We start from the raw sequence: 14350 nt of genomic DNA, 5'->3' as shown, positions 1-14350 counted from the left end.
GCCAGCCGCTGGCGATTGCAGGCGACACGGTCTGACTGAAACACCCTTGCAAGCGTGTTAACATCGCCGCTTTTGCACGATTGACCCCGTTGAGAGCTGAACACTGATGGCCACCAGATCCGTTGTACTCGATACCGAAACCACCGGCATGCCGGTGACCGACGGCCACCGGATTGTCGAGATCGGCTGTGTCGAGCTGATCGGTCGACGCCTGACCGGGCGGCACTTTCACGTGTATCTGCAACCGGATCGCGAAAGTGACGAAGGCGCTATCGGTGTTCACGGCATCACCAACGAGTTTCTGGTCGGCAAGCCACGTTTTGCCGAAGTGGCGGATGAGTTTTTCGAGTTCATCAACGGCGCGCAACTGATCATCCATAACGCGGCGTTCGACGTTGGCTTCATCAACAACGAATTCGCATTGATCGGCCAGCAGGATCGCGCCGATATCACCAGGCATTGCTCGATCCTCGATACCCTGATGATGGCCCGGGAACGTCACCCCGGTCAGCGCAATAGCCTTGATGCATTGTGCAAACGTTACGGCGTCGACAACTCCGGCCGTGAACTGCACGGCGCCTTGCTCGACTCGGAGATTCTCGCCGACGTCTACCTGACCATGACCGGCGGCCAGACCAGCCTGTCGCTGGCGGGTAATGCTTCCGACGGTAATGGTACGGGCGAGGGCAGCGATAACTCGGCTACCGAGATTCGTCGTCTGCCGGCAGATCGGCAGCCAGGGCGGATCATTCGCGCGACTGAAGATGAGCTGGCTGCGCATCTGGTGCGGTTGGAAATCATTGCCAAGTCTGCGGGTGCGCCGGCGTTGTGGACGCAATTGCTGGAAGCCGAAGCGCAAGCTTGAAGATCAAGAGATCGCAGCCTCGTTGCACTCGACAGCTCCTACAGTGAAATGCCAATTCCTTTGTAGGAGCTGTCGAGTGCAACGAGGCTGCGATCTTTTTTGCGTTGGATAATGCTGACAAGTGGCCACACTCGCGACATTCGCTGCGACCCTCTACCCTGAGGACATTGGCAGATCACCATCCGCCGCCTCAGGACACTGAGCCCCATGTATAAAGATCTGAAGTTTCCGGTGTTGATCGTCCACCGTGACATCAAGGCTGACACGGTTGCCGGGGAGCGCATTCGTGGCATCGCCCGCGAGTTGGAGCAGGAAGGCTTCAGCATCGTCTCGGCCACCGACTACACCGAAGGCCGGCTCGTCGCGTCGACCCACCATGGCTTGGCGTGCGTACTGATCGCCGCCGAAGACGCCAGCACCAACTCTCATCTGCTGCAGAACATGGCCGAACTGATCGGCCTCGCGCGGGTGCGTGCGCCGGATCTGCCGATCTTCGCCCTCGGCGAGCAAGTCACTCTGGAAAACGCGCCGGCCGATGCGATGGCCGAGCTCAATCAGTTGCGCGGCATTCTCTATCTGTTCGAAGACACCGTACCGTTTCTCGCCCGGCAAGTGGCGCGGGCCGCACGCAAGTATCTGGATGGTTTGCTGCCGCCGTTCTTCAAGGCGCTGGTGCAGCACACGGCTGACTCAAATTATTCGTGGCACACCCCCGGGCATGGCGGCGGCGTGGCGTATCACAAGAGTCCGGTGGGGCAGGCGTTTCACCAGTTTTTCGGTGAAAACACTTTGCGCTCGGACTTGTCGGTGTCGGTGCCGGAACTCGGATCGCTGCTCGATCACACCGGGCCGCTGGCCGAGGCGGAAGAACGCGCGGCGCGCAATTTCGGCGCTGATCACACGTTTTTCGTGATCAATGGCACCTCGACTGCCAACAAGATCGTCTGGCACTCGATGGTGGCGCGAGATGATCTGGTCCTGGTCGACCGCAACTGCCACAAGTCGGTTTTGCACTCGATCATCATGACCGGCGCAATCCCGCTGTATCTGTGCCCGGAGCGCAACGAACTGGGGATCATCGGCCCGATTCCGCTGAGCGAATTCAGCCGCGAATCGATTCAGGCCAAGATCAACGCGAGTCCGCTGACCAAGGGCCGCGAGCCGAAAGTCAAACTGGCGGTGATCACCAACTCGACCTATGACGGCCTGTGCTACAACGCCGAGCTGATCAAGCAGAGCCTGGGCAACAGCGTCGAAGTGCTGCATTTCGACGAGGCGTGGTACGCCTACGCGGCGTTTCATGAGTTTTTTGCCGGGCGTTACGGCATGGCCACTTCGCGCAGCGCGGACAGCCCGCTGGTGTTCACCACGCATTCCACGCACAAGTTGCTGGCGGCGTTCAGTCAGGCCTCGATGATTCATGTGCAGGACGGTGGGGCGCGGCAGCTCGATCGCGATCGTTTCAACGAAGCATTCATGATGCACATCTCGACTTCGCCGCAATACAGCATCATCGCCTCGCTGGACGTGGCCTCGGCGATGATGGAAGGCCCGGCCGGGCGTTCGCTGTTACAGGAAACTTTCGATGAAGCTTTGAGCTTTCGCCGCGCGTTGGCCAATTTGCGCCAGCACATTGCTGCTGACGATTGGTGGTTCTCGATCTGGCAGCCGCCGGGCGTCGAAGGCATTGATCGAGTACAGACCGCAGACTGGCTGCTGCAACCCGGCGCGGAGTGGCACGGCTTCAGTGACGTCAGCGACGATTACGTACTGCTCGATCCGATCAAGGTCACGCTGGTCATGCCCGGCCTGAATGCGGGCGGCGCGCTGAGCGACAAGGGCATTCCCGCAGCCGTGGTCAGTAAATTTCTCTGGGAACGCGGATTGGTGGTGGAGAAGACGGGGCTGTATTCGTTCCTCGTGTTGTTCTCCATGGGGATCACCAAGGGCAAATGGAGCACGCTGCTCACCGAACTGCTGGAATTCAAACGCAGCTACGACGCCAATGTCAGCCTCGCCACTTGCTTGCCGTGCATAGGCCAGAAAGACCCCGAGCGTTATCGCGGCATGGGCTTGCGCGATCTGTGCGATCAGTTGCACGCCTGCTACCGTAGCAACGCCACCGCCAAACATCTCAAGCGTATGTACACCGTGCTGCCGGAAATCGCCATGAAACCGGCATATGCCTACGATCATCTGGTGCGCGGCGAAGTCGAGGCAGTGCCGATTGATGATCTGGAGGGCCGCGTGGCCGCCGTGATGCTGGTACCGTATCCGCCGGGTATTCCGTTGATCATGCCCGGTGAGCGCTTTACCGAAGCGACCCGCTCGATCATCGATTACCTGAAATTTGCCCGCACGTTCGATGCGAGTTTTCCAGGTTTCGTTGCCGATGTGCACGGGCTGCAACATGAAGATGAGGGCAATGGGCGGCAATACACCGTCGATTGCGTCAAGGAATGAGGACTTATCCGAGCATGCAACCTGCCGTGAATCCAAAATACCCGGGTCTTTCGGTGCGCGTCGCCGATGAAGGTTTTGCGCCTTATATCTGGGGCAGCGATTTCAGTTTCGAGGTCGCCGCTTACGGCGAAGCGCTGATTGGCAAGCCGGTCGAGCAATGGCCGGTGACGCCGATCGTGCCGTATCGCAAGTGCTATGGCATCGATCCCGAGGAGTTCAGCAGCTATCGCGATGCCGCCGACAGCGCGATTTTCATGGCCTGGCTCGACGACGAACCGGTCGGCCATCTGGTGATCAGCACTAACTGGAACGGCTTTGCGCACATCGACGAACTCGCGGTACACGCCCCGGCGCGCCGCCATGGCGTGGCCAAGGCGTTGCTCGATGTGGCGCAGTTCTGGAGTCGCAAGAAGAAGCTGCCGGGGATCATGCTCGAAACTCAGAACAACAACCTCGGCGCCTGTCGTTTATACGAGCGCAGCGGTTATGTGATCGGCGGGATTGACCACATGCGCTATCGCGGGATCGATCCGAACACTGCTGAAGTGGCGTTGTTCTGGTACCGATTGTTCGATAACCCGCTGGAAAATCCGATCAACTCGCCAGCATCGCCGCGGCTTGTTCCGTAATAATGGTGAGCAGAGTCTCAATCGCCGACGAAGGTGCGGCGTGCTTGAAGGTCAACGCATACAGGCTGATCGGCACCGCCGGTGACAACGGGCACACGTCGAGACCTGCGGCCCGCGCGCCAAGCGCGGTGAACGGGTCGACGATGGCCAAACCTTCGCCGGCCTCGACCATGCTGCCCATCATCTGATGAGTCTGCACGCGGGTCTGGATCACCGGCGCCGGGTGCAAAGCCTGGAGTTTGTGCTCGAGCGCCGGGCTCAGCGGGTCTTGGCCTTCAAGGCCGACCAGCGCTTGACCAGCCAGATCCTGCAATGAAATGTACTTCTGCTTCGGTTGCAGCCAACCGTGGGGCGCGAGCAATTGCAGCTTGCCTTGGGCCAGCGGCTGGCAATCGATGTCGGGATGTTCGGGGTCGTGCAGGCTCAAGCCCAGATCGCTTTCACGCAACAACAGACTGCGCACGATATCGCGGGTCGGCAGGCTAAGCAGGGTGCACGGCGCATCGGGCAAGCGCCGACGCAGGGCGGCCAGGCTTTGCGGCAACAGTTGCTGAGTAAGCGGCGGGGTGCCGATGACGCGCAGAGGCGGGGCGAGGTATTGCTTGAGGCTGCTGGCCAGGCGTTGCACCGGCTCCAGCGCTTCGTAGACATGCGCGATTTCTGCCTGCAACGCGCGCGCTTCGGCAGTCGCCGTCAGTCGTCCGCGCACGCTGGCGAACAACATGAAACCCAACTGACTCTCGGCTTCGCGCAGTCGCTCTTCGACTTCAGTCACCGGCAATTGCAGCCATTCGGCGGCAGTGCCTACGTGACCGGTCTGCAACAGCGCCTGAATCACTTCGATATGACGTAAACGCATGCGTGAAGTCCATGTCCGAGCAGTTGGGGTCAGTGGCTGAATCCTACCCCAACTCTGCGATTAAGACTTCTGCTCATAACGGCCAGTTATGAGGCGGCAATCGGCTCAGGTTCGCGGGTCAGGATAATGCCCGACTGAACCAGCTTGAATTCAGCGTCATCAAGTTTCTCGATGCGATCGCCAATGGCCAGTTTGTAAGTGGTGACGGGCTCCGTGCCGGTGATTCCGTCCGCCGACGGAGTGGATTCCTGGAACTCATGCACGGAATAAACGCGGCCTTCCGCATCTCTTGCATGGAACTGACCGACGAGTACTGCTGCCATCTGCTTAAAACCTCTGGAGATAAAACACTTGATTTGCGGCTTGGTAGACCATCATCTAGCGCTGTAAGTTTTCCTACAGGAAAAAAAAATTCAGGACGCGGGAATTTACCCTCGTCGTCTGGTGGAACCGTCGCCGGATCATCTATAACTACAGCCTTCTCCCACGCACAGTCGAGAGTCTTCCCATGAGCAATGTCTATAACGTCGCTGTAGTCGTCGGCAGTCTGCGCAAAGCCTCGATCAACCGCAAAGTCGCGCTGGCACTGGCGGAGCTGGCCCCGGCCAACCTCAAGCTGAGCATTGTCGAAATCGGCGATCTGCCACTCTACAACGAGGACATTGACGGCGATTCACCGCCCGCAGCCTACAGCACTTTCCGGGAGAAAGTGGCTTCATCCGACGCGGTGCTGTTTGTCACACCTGAATACAACCGTTCCGTGCCGGCGCCGTTGAAGAATGCGATTGACGTTGGTTCACGGCCTTATGGCAAAAGTTGCTGGAGCGGCAAGCCCGGCGCGGTGATCAGTGTTTCGCCGGGTGCGATCGGCGGTTTCGGCGCGAACCAGCATCTGCGCCAGTCGTTTGTGTTTCTCGATGTGCACTGCATGCAGCAGCCGGAAGCCTATCTGGGCGGCGCGGGGTCGGCGTTTGACGAGGCGGGCAAGCTGAGTGAATCGGTGAAGCCGTTTTTGCAGAAATTCATCGATGCGTATGGACAGTTCGTCGAACAACACAAAAAATGATTTGCCAGAAATTGCCTGTGGTGAGGGGACAGTCCCTCCACCACAGGTGTTCCTCCTACTAAATATTTTGTTGAACAAGGCTGTTTTGAATGCTCGCTGCGTCACTGATTTTCCTGCTGACCATCACTCTCGTCATCTGGCAACCCAAAGGCCTCGGGGTCGGCTGGAGTGCAATGCTCGGCGCCATCCTGGCGCTGATTTTTGGCGTGGTCCACCTGAGCGATATCCCGCTGGTGTGGCAGATCATCTGGAATGCCACCGGGACCTTTGTCGCGCTGATCATTATCAGTCTGCTGCTCGACGAAGCCGGGTTCTTCGCCTGGGCTGCGCTGCACGTGGCGCGTTGGGGGAAGGGCCGTGGACGCAAGCTGTTTGCGTTCATGGTGCTGCTCGGCGCGCTGGTTTCGGCGCTGTTCGCCAACGACGGCGCGGCGCTGATTCTCACGCCGATCGTGATTTCGATGCTGCTGGCGTTGCGTTTTTCGCCGGCGGCAACCTTGGCGTTCGTCATGGGCGCAGGCTTCATTGCTGATACCGCCAGTCTGCCGCTGGTGGTGTCGAACCTGGTCAACATTGTCTCGGCGGATTTCTTTCACATTGGGTTCAACCGTTATGCGGCGGTGATGGTGCCGGTCAACTTTGTCAGCGTGGCGGCGACGCTGGGCATGTTGCTGTGGTTCTTCCGCCGTGACATTCCCAAGGCTTACGACCCTGAGCAACTTGAACAGCCACACACCGCGATCCACGACAAGGCCACGTTCTACGCCGGTTGGGCGGTGTTGGTGATTCTGTTGATCGGCTGTTTTGCACTGGAACCGCTGGGGATTCCGATCAGCGCAATTTCAGCGGTGTGCGCCGCGTTGCTCCTGGGGATTGCCGCGCGCGGGCACAGGATTTCCACGCGCAAGGTGCTGAAGGATGCGCCGTGGCAGATCGTGATCTTCTCGCTGGGCATGTATCTGGTGGTCTATGGCCTGCGCAATGCCGGGCTGACGGACTATCTCGCGGGCTGGCTGAATGTCTTCGCTGGCTACGGCATATGGGGCGCGGCGCTGGGCACCGGGGTGCTGACCGCGTTTTTGTCTTCGATCATGAACAATATGCCGACGGTGCTGATCGGCTTGCTGTCGATTGATGCCAGTCAGGCGAGCGGTGTGGTCAAGGAAGCGATGATCTACGCCAACGTGATCGGCAGCGATCTGGGGCCGAAGATCACGCCGATTGGCAGTCTGGCGACGCTGCTCTGGCTGCATGTGCTGGCGCGCAAGGGAATTCAGATTGGTTGGGGGTATTACTTCAAGGTCGGGATTGTGCTGACGGTGCCGGTTTTGTTAGTGACCTTGGCGGCTCTGGCTCTGCGGTTATCCATTTAGACCGGGTCGGCTTCATCGCTGGCAAGCCAGCTCTCACAGGGAATGCATTGCAAATTGAGGGAGTAGCCAGTTCCCACAGCTCCAGTGTTCACCGCGAAACCTGTGGGAGCTGGCTTGCCAGCGATGAGGCCGGTTCAGACAAAGCAAATCTCAGGACTGGCCCGGTACATTCGGCCAAAGATCCGACACCAGAAACAAGCGCTCAGCCTCTTCCCATTCCCCCTGAGCGTTTTCGATCAGGCGCACCATCAACTGCGCCGGGGCCAATGGCTCCAGCTCATCAAGCCACATCTGCAAATGTTCAAGGCTCCAGGTCTGATCCGCCGGGTAATGCGCCGGCGCTAGCCAGGCGTGGCGGGGCAGGGGTTGCCAGCGTCCGGCCGGGCGCTGTGCGACAAATGCCGGCCAGTCTTTCTGATGCAACCAACTGCCACGCAAATGCTGCGGATGCGCGCCGCTCGGCGATTGCGCCTGACCGGGCCACGGATACAGCAGATAACCGCCCAGCCACAGCTGCGCGCTGAACTCGCCGATATCCAGCCGCGCCAGCACTTCGCGGCTTTCCGGGCGCGCCGAGATCGGCAGTTGATGCTGACTCAGATGCGCCAGTTTGCGATCCAGCCGATCATGGCAACCCGGCCCCAGCCACTGCGCTGAATCGCGCCCATCGCCATTTTGTGGGCCGAGATAGAGTTTGATCGCCAGTTCCAGATGATGCACGCCGTCGCGGTCGCGCAGCAGCATGTCCAGCTCGCCAAGGGTGTGGCCCTCACGACGGATCGGCAGATTCGCCGCAATCAATTCGATGCCCGGCGCATGCTGCACGGCAAACTGCCACAAGCGCTCGTAATACAGACCCAGCCGCCGCGTGCGCGCCTGCGCCAACCAATGCAGCAGGCCATAACTGTCGCGGTCGAGCGCGCGTAACCAATGCTCCAGACGCTGGGGATCGTCCACCCACTCGCTGCCGGCCAGCGGATGCCGCTGCGGCCACGGCGTAATGGCAAGCATCGGCGGGGCGAGGATCACCCACGCCAGATCGCGCACCTCGGGGTGGCGCAACTGGTGGGGCAACTGGAGCAAATCGGGAAATAGGATCATCTTGCGAGCATAGCCGCAAACACCGGCGCCTCCTTGAGGCTGAAAGGATTTTGTCTATCGCAGGCTTTCGCCCATAATCGGCCTTTTCGCACCCGACACCCCGCAGGAGCCCCATGGAGCAATTTCGTAATATCGGCATCATCGGTCGCCTCGGCAGTTCGCAGGTGCTGGATACCGTCCGCCGACTGAAACGCTTTCTGCTCGATCGGCACCTGCATGTGATCCTCGAAGACACCATCGCCGAAGTCCTGCCGGGGCATGGCCTGCAAACCTCGTCGCGCAAGATGCTCGGCGAAGTGTGCGACATGGTCATCGTGGTTGGCGGTGACGGCAGCCTGCTTGGCGCCGCGCGGGCGCTGGCCAAACACAATATTCCAGTGCTCGGGATCAACCGGGGCAGCCTCGGCTTCCTGACAGATATTCGCCCGGATGAGCTGGAAGTCGAAGTCGCCAAGGTGCTCGACGGCCATTATCTGGTGGAAAACCGCTTTTTGCTGCAAGCCGAAGTCCGCCGCCATGGCGAGGCCATCGGCCAGGGCGACGCGCTCAATGACGTGGTGCTGCATCCCGGCAAGTCGACGCGGATGATCGAATTCGAGCTGTACATCGATGGCCAGTTCGTTTGCAGCCAGAAGGCTGACGGCCTGATCGTCGCCACGCCGACCGGTTCCACCGCGTATGCGCTGTCCGCCGGCGGGCCGATCATGCACCCCAAGCTCGATGCCATTGTGATCGTGCCGATGTATCCCCATATGTTGTCGAGCCGGCCGATTGTGGTCGACGGCAACAGTGAGCTGAAAATCGTCGTGTCCAAAGATATGCAGATTTATCCGCAAGTTTCCTGCGACGGGCAGAACCATTTCACCTGCGCGCCGGGCGATACCATCACCGTTAGCAAGAAAGCGCAGAAGCTGCGTCTGATCCATCCGCTGGATCACAACTATTACGAAGTGTGCCGCACCAAGCTCGGTTGGGGCAGCCGCTTGGGCGGTGGAGGCGAGTGATGCTCGATCCCGCGCGTAGTTACGATCTGATCGGTGACGTGCACGGTTGCGCTCTGACCCTTGAGCACTTGCTCGACCGCCTCGGTTATCACAAACAGGCTGGCGTCTGGCGGCACCCGTCGCGCATGGCGGTGTTTGTCGGCGACATCATCGACCGCGGCCCGCGCATTCGCGAAGCGCTGCACATCGTCCACGACATGGTCGCGGCCGGTCAGGCGCTGTGCATCATGGGCAACCATGAGTTCAACGCGCTCGGCTGGAGCACGCCGGCACTGCCGGGCAGCGGCAAGCAGTTCGTCCGTGAGCACACACCGCGGCATGCGCGCCTGCTGCACGAAACCCTGACCCAATTCGAAGACCACCCGGGCGACTGGCATGACTTTCAGCAGTGGTTCTACGAGCTGCCGCTGTTCGTCGATGCCGGGCGTTTCCGCGTGGTGCACGCCTGCTGGGACGCCGGCCTGATCGAGCCGCTGCGCGCGTTGTTCCCGGATGGCTGCATCGACGAACACTTCCTCCAGGCCTCGGCCGTGCCCGGCAGTTTTGCCTGCACCGTGTTTGATCGCCTGTTGCGCGGCACCGACATGCCCCTGCCGGATGGCCTGACCATGACCAGCGGCGATGGTCTGGTGCGTTCGTTCTTCCGCACCAAATTCTGGGAAGACGACCCGCAAACCTACGGCGACATCGTGTTCCAGCCCGACGCGCTGCCGGAACCGGTGGCACAAAAGCCGCTCACCTCGAGCGAAAAAAACAACCTGCTGCGCTACGGCGAAGACCAGCCATTGCTGTTCGTCGGCCATTACTGGCGCAGCGGCAAACCGGCGCCGATCCGGCCGAACCTCGCCTGTCTGGATTACAGCGCAGTGCTTTACGGCAAACTCGTGGCCTATCGTCTGGATCAGGAAACCCGCCTCGATCCGCAGAAATTTGTCTGGGTCGATGTCGAGCGGCCGGAGGTGCTGCGATGACCCCGGGCCGGACGTTCTATTTGTTCAATCTGCAACTGGCTGTCACAAGGATTCACCATGGATGACACGACGCTGGATCAACTGGAGGCCGCTCTGCTGGCCTCGCCGGGAAACGTTGCGCTGATCACCTTGCTGCTCAAGGCGTGCCTTGAGCGTGGTGATCACGCGCGCGGGCTCAAGCTGATCCCCGAAGACCTGCCGCAACTCAAGGATGCCGAAGCGCTGCAACCCGTCGCGGCCCAGCTGTATCTGGCCGCCGGACAGGCGCAGAAGGCGCTGGACGTCGCGGTTGGCGATGACCCGGCGTTGCGCCTGTTGCGCGCGCGGGCGCTGGCCGATCTCGAACGTCTGAAGGAGGCTCAGGTTGAATACCGCGCGGCCATCGACGCCAATCCGTCACTTGAGGACATGGTGCTGTGGCGCCGGCTCAACGTGTCGGTGGTGGACTTTGCGGGCGGCGAGGGTCGTCCGAAGTTGCGGGTGATCTCCAACGATGACACCGACCAGACCGAAGTCCGCCGTCTGCTGGTGCCGGAAGATAAAACGGTCACCTTCAGCGATATCGGTGGTCTGGACGATCTGAAAAAGACCATCCACAAAAAGATCATCCTGCCGTATCAGAAACCCGGTCTGTTCGAACGCTTTCGCAAGCGTGTCGGCGGCGGCGTGCTGCTGTACGGCCCGCCGGGTTGCGGCAAGACCCTGCTGGCGCGGGCCACGGCCGGCGAGTGCAACGCCAAGTTCTTCAACATCGCGATCTCCGATGTGCTGGACATGTACATCGGCGAATCCGAGCGCAAGTTGCATGCGTTGTTCGAGCAGGCGCGGGCGCAGGCGCCGGCGGTGATGTTCTTCGATGAAGTCGAGGCGCTCGGCGGCAAACGCTCCAACACCCGCGAGTCGACGTCGTCGAAACTGGTCAGCACGTTCCTGTCGGAAATGGACGGCTTTGCGAAAAACAACCATGGCGTGCTGATCCTCGCCGCGACCAACGTGCCGTGGTCGGTGGATTCGGCGTTCCGTCGTCCCGGTCGCTTTGATCGCGTGCTGTTCGTGCCGCCACCGGATCGTCCTGCGCGGGAAAACATGCTGCAAATGATGGTCAAGGGCCGGCCGCTGGCGGCGGATATCGATTTCGCGTTTCTCGCCAAACATACTTCTGGATTCTCCGGGGCCGACCTCGGTGAGCTGGTGGAAACCGCCGCTGACGAAGCCATCGAAGAATCGATCAATGAAGGCTCCGAGCAACCGATCTGTGACCGGCATTTCAAGCAGGCCTTGAAAGAAGTGCGTCCGACTACGCTTGAGTGGCTGACCACGGCGCGCAACTACGCGCGTTATGCCAACGAAGGCAATCAGTACGACGAAGTGCTGGCCTTTCTCGACAAACATGGCAAGGGACGCTGATGGCCAGCCAGAATTTTTACCGGATTGAAGACGAACCGCGCCCGGGTGGCCTGGCGCGATTTGCCGTGTCGCCGTTCTGGCCGCTGCTGGCGCTGATGATGGGCGGGGCTTGGCTGGGCTTGCCGTGGTTCGTGCTGAACTCGATTGCGGTGGGCAGCCCCACCCGCGTGCGCGAATGGATCTGGGTCGGCGTCGGCGCGGTGGGCAGCCTGCTGATCGGCCTGGCGCTGATCAGTCTGTTGAACAACGGCTATCTGAGCACTCAGGCGCAGATTCAATACGCCTTGCTGGTGCTGGTGGTGTGGAAACTGACCATTGGCTATGTGCTGTTCACCCTGCAAAACGCGACCATCGAGCTGTATCAGTATTACGGCGGCGTATTGAATCGCTTCGCGCCGCTGGTGGCGCTGGGTGGCGCGTTCGTGCTCAAGGGCTTCGTGGTCAAACTGGTGCCTGCCACCCTTTGGTATCTGGTGGTGAGCTGATGAACACTTCGCATCTGTTACAAGTCGCTTATCAGCGTCTGGATTCCGGGCATTTCGACGGCGCCATCGACAGCCTTCGCCAGTTATTGGCCGATGATCCCGAGTGCTCGGAGGCGCACGCGCTGCTGGCGCTGTGCCTGATGAACATGCGTCGCCTGCACGCGGCGCGGCATGAGGCTGCGCTGGCACTGGCGATGGACCCTGCGTTGCCGCTGGCGCATTACGCCGCCGCGCACACCGCCATGGCCTCGCGTCAGTTCAAGATTGCCGAGCAGCACTTGCTGCAATTGCTCGACATGGAACCCACCGACCCGCGCTATTACCGCAGCCTTGCCGATCTGTTCCAGCTCACCGGTCGCTTGAGTCAGAGCCAGCCGTTGCTGGAAAAAGCGCTCGAGCTGGAGCCGGATGCCGCTGCCAACCTGGTGGCCATGGCCGAATACCATCTGGCCTGCGGACACTGGGAGCAGGCCGAAGGCTTTGCCCGTCAGGCGTTGCAGGCCGATCCCGGGCATGCCGCAGCGGTGATCGTGCTCGGTCGTTTGCGTCTGCGTGAGGGCGACGTCAATGGCGCGCGCGAGCACGCGATCTGGGCCTTGCAGGAAAACGCCAACAACGTCTCGGCGCTGAGTTTGCTGACCGCGGTCAAGGCGCGCAGCAACCTGTTCATGGGCTTCTGGTGGCGCTTCAACAGCTGGCTGACCGAGCGCAGCACCACGCGCGCAATCATTTTGTTGCTGGCCATGTTCGTGGTGTATCGCGTCACCGTGATCACGGTCACGGCGCAGGGTTATCCCGGTGCCGCCGAGGTGATCGACTGGCTCTGGCTGGGTTTCGTCCTCTATACCTTCACCGCGCCGCAGATTTTCAAGCGCGCGATGGAGAAGGAACTGACCCAGGTAAAACTTTCAAGAGAGTTCTAGGACGGCAGGCGTTACGCCCGTCGCTTCGCTCGCTGACCTGATGCCCGGCACTGTGCTGGCGCATCAGCGTCGTTAAACTAGCGACATTTTTTGGAGAGTGTTCAACATGTCGTCTTTTGCCGAATTGATTAAAAACATCACCCCCGATATCTACCAGAGCCTGAAACTGGCGGTGGAAATCGGCAAATGGGCGGACGGTGGCAAGCTCACCGCCGAACAGCGCGAATTGTCGTTGCAGGCGATGATCGCCTGGGAAATCGACAACCTGCCTGAAGACCAGCGCACCGGTTACATGGGCCCGCAGGAATGCTCGTCGAAGTCGATCGAAGTGCCGAATATCCTGTTCAAGTCGGACGCCATCCATTGATCGAGATTGGCCGCGGTGCAATCAGCAAGATGTCGGCGCGCCTTGACGGGCCGAACGTGCAATACGCGTTTCGTCTGGATGACGTCGAGGTGCCGGTCAACCCGTTGATCGGCAAATCGCTGCGTCTGGAGTTCCTCGGAGCGATCCACTGCTCGCATTGCGGGCGCAAGACCAAAACCAGTTTCAGCCAGGGTTATTGCTACCCGTGCATGACCAAACTGGCCCAGTGCGACCTGTGCATCATGAGCCCGGAGCGTTGCCACTTTGATGCTGGCACTTGCCGTGATCCGGCGTGGGGCGAGCAGTTCTGCATGACCGACCATGTGGTCTATCTGGCGAATTCGTCGGGGATCAAGGTTGGCATCACGCGTGCCACGCAATTGCCCACCCGCTGGATCGATCAGGGCGCGAGTCAGGCATTGCCGATCATGCGCGTCTCGACGCGTCAGCAATCGGGCTTCGTCGAAGACCTGTTCCGCAGCCAGGTGGCCGACAAGACCAACTGGCGTGCACTGCTCAAGGGCGATGCGGTGGCGGTGGATCTGGCGCAGGTGCGTGATCAGTTGTTCGAGAGCTGTGCCGAAGGCTTGCAAGGTTTGCAGGAACGTTTCGGTTTGCAGGCGATTCAGACGATTGCCGATGTCGAACCTCTGGAAATCCGCTACCCGGTCGAGCAGTACCCGGCCAAGATTGTCAGCTTCAACCTGGACAAGAACCCGATTGCCGAAGGCACGCTGCTGGGGATCAAGGGCCAGTACCTGATCTTCGACACCGGCGTGATCAATATTCGCAAGTACACGGCCTATCAGCTCGCCGTGCATCAATAAGGACTCCAGC

At 60.4% G+C, this 14350-nt stretch carries 15 protein-coding genes; 12 read left to right on the top strand and 3 right to left on the bottom strand.

The genetic code is table 11. From position 1 onward, the window contains the following. Positions 1 to 106: 106 nt before the first annotated feature. The 3 genes from dnaQ to ACP7BN_RS03030 all read left to right on the top strand — a co-directional run bounded on the left by dnaQ (position 107) and on the right by ACP7BN_RS03030 (position 3957). The gene (dnaQ, locus tag ACP7BN_RS03040; RefSeq protein ID WP_420648874.1) at positions 107 to 865 is read left to right on the top strand and encodes a DNA polymerase III subunit epsilon; all 759 of its coding nucleotides are present in this window, start codon (positions 107 to 109) and stop codon (positions 863 to 865) included. 207 nt (positions 866 to 1072) lie between these two features. Further along, positions 1073 to 3328 (top strand): Orn/Lys/Arg decarboxylase N-terminal domain-containing protein, encoded by a 2256-nt coding sequence (locus tag ACP7BN_RS03035; RefSeq protein ID WP_426201502.1) that lies wholly within the window; start codon positions 1073 to 1075, stop codon positions 3326 to 3328. Positions 3329 to 3342: 14 nt separating this feature from the next. After that, the gene (locus ACP7BN_RS03030) at positions 3343 to 3957 is read left to right on the top strand and encodes a GNAT family N-acetyltransferase (protein WP_426201500.1); all 615 of its coding nucleotides are present in this window, start codon (positions 3343 to 3345) and stop codon (positions 3955 to 3957) included. Here the strand turns inward: ACP7BN_RS03030 and ACP7BN_RS03025 are convergent. Both ACP7BN_RS03025 and ACP7BN_RS03020 read right to left on the bottom strand, forming a co-directional pair. Then, a complete protein-coding gene (locus ACP7BN_RS03025; RefSeq protein WP_426201498.1) occupies positions 3923 to 4816 on the bottom strand; it encodes a LysR family transcriptional regulator in 894 nt (297 codons plus the stop codon). The genes ACP7BN_RS03030 and ACP7BN_RS03025 overlap by 35 nt on opposite strands. Positions 4817 to 4902: 86 nt before the next feature. Further along, positions 4903 to 5139 carry a hypothetical protein gene (locus tag ACP7BN_RS03020; RefSeq protein WP_420648870.1) on the bottom strand — a complete coding sequence of 79 codons (237 nt, stop codon included), beginning with the start codon at positions 5137 to 5139 and terminating at the stop codon, positions 4903 to 4905. A gap of 185 nt (positions 5140 to 5324) precedes the next feature. Here ACP7BN_RS03020 and ACP7BN_RS03015 point away from each other — a divergent pair, with 185 nt between their 5' ends. Beyond that, the gene (locus tag ACP7BN_RS03015) at positions 5325 to 5882 is read left to right on the top strand and encodes an NADPH-dependent FMN reductase (RefSeq protein ID WP_420648869.1); all 558 of its coding nucleotides are present in this window, start codon (positions 5325 to 5327) and stop codon (positions 5880 to 5882) included. 89 nt (positions 5883 to 5971) lie between these two features. Further along, positions 5972 to 7255 (top strand): arsenic transporter, encoded by a 1284-nt coding sequence (locus tag ACP7BN_RS03010; RefSeq protein ID WP_426201495.1) that lies wholly within the window; start codon positions 5972 to 5974, stop codon positions 7253 to 7255. A gap of 150 nt (positions 7256 to 7405) precedes the next feature. Here the strand turns inward: ACP7BN_RS03010 and ACP7BN_RS03005 are convergent, their stop codons facing one another. Continuing rightward, positions 7406 to 8356 carry a DUF1853 family protein gene (locus ACP7BN_RS03005; RefSeq protein ID WP_426201493.1) on the bottom strand — a complete coding sequence of 317 codons (951 nt, stop codon included), beginning with the start codon at positions 8354 to 8356 and terminating at the stop codon, positions 7406 to 7408. A 113-nt stretch (positions 8357 to 8469) separates the two neighbouring features. Between ACP7BN_RS03005 and ACP7BN_RS03000 the strand changes: the two genes are divergently transcribed. The 7 genes from ACP7BN_RS03000 to ACP7BN_RS02970 all read left to right on the top strand — a co-directional run bounded on the left by ACP7BN_RS03000 (position 8470) and on the right by ACP7BN_RS02970 (position 14340). Further along, complete coding sequence (locus tag ACP7BN_RS03000) at positions 8470 to 9360, top strand: NAD(+) kinase (protein ID WP_085733063.1); 891 nt, start codon at positions 8470 to 8472, stop codon at positions 9358 to 9360. Further along, entirely contained in the window at positions 9360 to 10331 is a 972-nt protein-coding gene (locus ACP7BN_RS02995; protein WP_420648866.1) for a metallophosphoesterase, read from the top strand. Before ACP7BN_RS03000 ends, ACP7BN_RS02995 begins: the two co-directional genes overlap by 1 nt. 57 nt (positions 10332 to 10388) lie before the next feature. Further along, complete coding sequence (locus ACP7BN_RS02990) at positions 10389 to 11738, top strand: ATP-binding protein (protein ID WP_426201491.1); 1350 nt, start codon at positions 10389 to 10391, stop codon at positions 11736 to 11738. Continuing rightward, positions 11738 to 12223, top strand: coding sequence for a hypothetical protein (locus tag ACP7BN_RS02985; protein WP_420648864.1), 486 nt, complete (start codon positions 11738 to 11740; stop codon positions 12221 to 12223). The genes ACP7BN_RS02990 and ACP7BN_RS02985 overlap by 1 nt, the downstream gene beginning before the upstream one ends. Continuing rightward, positions 12223 to 13146 (top strand): tetratricopeptide repeat protein, encoded by a 924-nt coding sequence (locus ACP7BN_RS02980; RefSeq protein WP_426201489.1) that lies wholly within the window; start codon positions 12223 to 12225, stop codon positions 13144 to 13146. The genes ACP7BN_RS02985 and ACP7BN_RS02980 overlap by 1 nt, the downstream gene beginning before the upstream one ends. Before the next feature lie 106 nt (positions 13147 to 13252). After that, positions 13253 to 13513 (top strand): YeaC family protein, encoded by a 261-nt coding sequence (locus ACP7BN_RS02975; RefSeq protein ID WP_420648862.1) that lies wholly within the window; start codon positions 13253 to 13255, stop codon positions 13511 to 13513. Further along, on the top strand, positions 13510 to 14340 hold the full coding sequence (locus ACP7BN_RS02970; protein WP_420648861.1) for a DUF2797 domain-containing protein: 831 nt from the start codon (positions 13510 to 13512) through the stop codon (positions 14338 to 14340). The genes ACP7BN_RS02975 and ACP7BN_RS02970 overlap by 4 nt, the downstream gene beginning before the upstream one ends. Positions 14341 to 14350 lie beyond the last annotated feature (10 nt).

The sequence above is a fragment of the Pseudomonas sp. TWP3-1 genome, from assembly GCF_049896625.1.
Classification (GTDB): Bacteria; Pseudomonadota; Gammaproteobacteria; order Pseudomonadales; family Pseudomonadaceae; genus Aquipseudomonas.
This window is presented reverse-complemented; position numbering and strand designations above follow the sequence as displayed.